Annotated in this window: 3 protein-coding genes; all 3 read right to left on the bottom strand. The window is 53.3% G+C overall.

The annotated features are described in order from the left end of the window. Window positions 1–26: 26 nt before the first annotated feature. Window positions 27–1,700 carry a recombinase family protein gene (locus tag CSR02_RS01035; RefSeq protein WP_099540200.1) on the bottom strand — a complete coding sequence of 558 codons (1,674 nt, stop codon included), beginning with the start codon at window positions 1,698–1,700 and terminating at the stop codon, window positions 27–29. Between the two features lie 506 nt (window positions 1,701–2,206). After that, window positions 2,207–3,385, bottom strand: a complete 1,179-nt coding sequence (locus CSR02_RS01030) for a hypothetical protein (RefSeq protein ID WP_143225497.1) — start codon at window positions 3,383–3,385, stop codon at window positions 2,207–2,209. A gap of 229 nt (window positions 3,386–3,614) precedes the next feature. Further along, window positions 3,615–3,859, bottom strand: a 245-nt coding sequence (locus CSR02_RS16720) for a hypothetical protein (protein WP_208616783.1), incomplete at its 5' end; no start/stop codon positions are given.

Raw genomic sequence — 3,859 nt, 5'->3', positions numbered from 1 at the left:
TGGAGCAGCCCGGTAGCTCGTCAGGCTCATAACCTGAAGGCCGCAGGTTCAAATCCTGCCCCCGCAACCATCTCAAATTGCGATCTTGGATCAAAGCGTGAACGCATACCAGCGTTCGCGCTTTTTTGTGTTCCACACGCAATCGTCAGAATGCTGGCCAGATCGCCACGCACGTCAATCCGCATGCCATCATCAGACGGCGTGAGGATAATGGCTTCAATCAGCGAGCGCACAATCTCCGCAGCCTCCTGACGCTGGGTCTCCAGTTCAGAATTGAGAGCTTCATGCAGGCGGAAAATCTGCTCACGATAAACGCCGGCCATCTCCGGGTGAAGCAGGGGAGGCGGGGCTTTGGAACTGGCCAGAAGAGCCTCGAGTTCTGTCCTGCGGGTTTCAAGCTTCAGGCTCTGCTGATCAAGGCTCTCCTTGCTCACCCGATTTTCCAGATACAGATCGAGAAGCTTCTCCTGTTTGCCCTTTACCTTCGAGAGTTCTGCCTGAGCTGCCGTGATGTCGACAGCGCCTTGCAGACGCTGGCGGTTCACCTCTTTGGTGAATTCGTCGCAGAACAGTCTGAAAAGTTCCGGGTTCAGTAGACGATGTCGCAGGGCATCCAGTACCCGATCTTCCAGAACATCGCGCCGGATGTTCTGAAGATTGGCGCAGATACCCTTGTTGCGGGCGTTCGAGCAGCCAAGCAGGTGTTTCGAGATCATGCTGTACCCCCCCTGACAGCAGCCACACCTCAGCAAGCCCGAGAACAGATATTTTGGACGGCGTCTTGCGCGGAAATGGTCGTGACTGTGACCGGCTCTGATATCCGGGCTGGCTTCAAGGGTTTTCTGGCGGGCCTTGACTGCATCCCACAGATCCTGATCAATAATCCGCAGGTCCGGCACGTCCCGTATGACCCAAGCGGCTTCGGGGTTGAGGCGGGAGACGCGTTTGCCGGTCTTCGGATCCTTGAGGTAATGCAACCGGTTCCACACCAACCTACCGATATATATCTCGTTATTCAGAATACCGGTGCCGCGCGTTCGATTGCCGTTGATCGTGGAAAATCCCCATGCGCCACCTGTCGGGCAGGGGACATGATCCTCATTAAGGGACACGGCAATCTTTTTCGCGGATTTTCCGGCGGCATAGTCCTGAAAAATGCGGCGGACGATCACGGCCTGAGCGTCATTGATGACACGTGCGCCGCGCATGACATTGCCATGTCCGTCTGTTTCTGCGACCACATCATAACCATAGGCATTGCCGCCACCGGACTTGCCCTGTTCCACGCGTCCACGCACACCACGATGGGTCTTCTCCGCCAGATCCTTCAGGAACAGCGCGTTCATGGTGCCTTTGAGACCGATATGAAGAGGGGTGATTTCTCCCTCGGAAAGGGTAAAGACCCGCACACCCATGAACTGAAGGTTTTTAAACAGGGTGGCGACATCGGCCTGATCGCGTGAGAGACGGTCCAGAGCCTCGGTCAGAATGACCGTAAAGTGCCCCTGCTGCGCATCAGCGATCAGGGCCTGAATACCGGAGCGGAACAGAGAGGCGCCAGAGACGGCATGATCCGTATAACCCCGGACGATCGGCCAACCCTGTTTTTCCGCGTAGGCGCGGCATATCCGGAGTTGATCCTCAATTGAGGCATCCCGCTGATTGTCTGAGGAATAACGGGCGTACAGGGCAACTTTCATCATGGACGGTCTCTCGGGTTCCTGTGAGAGACTGGCCGCAGATGGACTCCCCGAAAAGAGGCGTGTGGTTGCGCAGGCACCAGTCAGATAGCGGCATGTCATGTCAGGGAAAATGGTGAGGCGGCCAACAGATCGATCACTATAAGGGCCGCGTATGCGTGAGGGTCCCTGATGCTCTTTGTGTGAGCACTGCATTACACCGGTTGACTGTTCCCGATCCACAGCGTTGTGGGCAAGATAAATTTCAGACTCTCCGTTCTGATGCGGTTGCGTTCTGGAGTGCATTCGAAGGGAGGCTCGAGAGGACATGGGCGCGTGCAGCCTGCCGCGCCAGACGTGTGACAAGTTCCTGTAATGCCCGTGCCATTTTTTGTGCGGGCGGTGTCTGACATCCCTGTGTCTCCTCCAGGTCCTGAAACGATAGTCTGCTGCTCATGACAGATCCCCTTGTGTGCCAATGAGCAGAAACTTTCAGATTCCGGGAAGAGGGTGGAGGCTTAAATGATTTAGCCTTCACCCGTTCCGGTTTCTGGTTTTTTGGTATTGGAATCCCGATAGCTTTTAAGCGCCTTGAGAAGGGGCTCGGGCAGAGGTGCAAGAGGCAGGGCGAATGCCCCTGAGGCGCAGGAGCGAGACGCGGCACTTTCCTGCGTCTGATCCATTGTGGTGGGCATTGCTGTCATGGCGTACGCCTCAGGGACATCACTTTCGATCTCGGGTGTTGTCGCCGGATCAAGCAGTCTGTTCTGCGCTTTGCGAGAGCCGTGCTGCAGTCCCCAGTTCCAAAACCAGCGGGTGTAAGACAGGGTTCGCCTGGCAATATCGAGATCTTCCGGAGTGTCCATGAAGCTATGTCCGGGACGGTAGTCCCGACCGCTCTGCTCATGTGAACCGGTCCATGCAGAAAGAGGATGAGAGGGAAGATAACGTCCACACCAGATCACGTCCATGGCAGCGAGAAGAGGAAGAACGGAAGCATAGGATGCTTTGAGCGTTTTGAATGTCGCCAGGCTGAGCGTGTGTTTTCGGGATTTTTTACCAGTGTTTTTCTGTGTTGATCCTTCCCGAAACTCACAGGGTGGCACAAGCAGATCTTCGGCGCCGTGCGTCTCGTTCAACGCGTGCAGACAACGTTGCAGCGAGAGGGGAAGCTCGGGATGATATATGTATTGTCGTGCCGCGATGTGGAGCGCCCGGCCCAGAATGCCACGCGGCGTACCGGTTATCAGGGTGCGATCTTGCACGTAATTGCAAAATTCATAGCGCGGTGTGGTCGAACCGGAACGTTCGTAAGCTTCGCGAATTTGACGCTGCAAGTTCCAAATCTGTTCTTCATGAAAAAAGACAGCCAGAGCCTGCGTCATGTCGCCAGAAACAGGTTTGGGCATGCGATCTGTCTGAAGAGAGGGATTTCGGGAGCCTGAGGCCAGAATGAGGTTTTGCAGTTCTGGGCTCAAGGCGTTGGAAAGGGCGTCGATAAAAGTGGCGAAGGTCGCAGTCTGGTGTCCGCGGGGTGGATTCTGGATCCGCAAGCGTAACCTGTGCTCCAAAAACATGATCTGCAAGTCTGTCGGAGTGATTTCAGAGCGCGCGCCATGACTTTTTTTCCGGATCACATTGATCAGGTGGCATTGCAGCTTGAGGTTAAGAGCCGGATCGTTTTGTTCAAATTTCAAGGTATTCAAGAGGTTTATCCATCATATTTCAAGTAAATATAAGAGATGTCTTGTGTAAAAATATCCAGACACGGAATACACCTGAAGAAATATATTTCTGATTTTATCAGAAAAAATCTTCTATACATGATGTTTACGATAAAACGCCAAAATCGCCAAATCCGAACGATATATGCACGAAGTGGACGAAAACAGGACAAAAACACGATAAATCGCAAAAAGTACCGTTTTTAGCGATTTAGGTGTCGAAATCGGGGTTTTGAGACAAAAAACGCGACAAAACTGCATACACGACATTTTGGTCGCATTTTCGGTCGTTGAGTGCGGTAACGGGAGTTTTTGCACAAAAACCCTCGATTTCGACACTTTTGGCTATAGAAATCGGACGCTTGCCACAGAATTGACACATTTCCTCGATTTCGACACTTATTGCACAAAAATCCCCGATTTCGACACTTTTTGACATAGAAATCGGGCAGATAG

It is taken from the genome of Acetobacter pomorum, from assembly GCF_002738225.1.
GTDB classification, from domain to species: domain Bacteria; phylum Pseudomonadota; class Alphaproteobacteria; order Acetobacterales; family Acetobacteraceae; genus Acetobacter; species Acetobacter pomorum.
The sequence above is the reverse complement of the archived record's forward strand: the minus strand, read 5'-3'. Positions and strand labels throughout refer to the sequence as shown.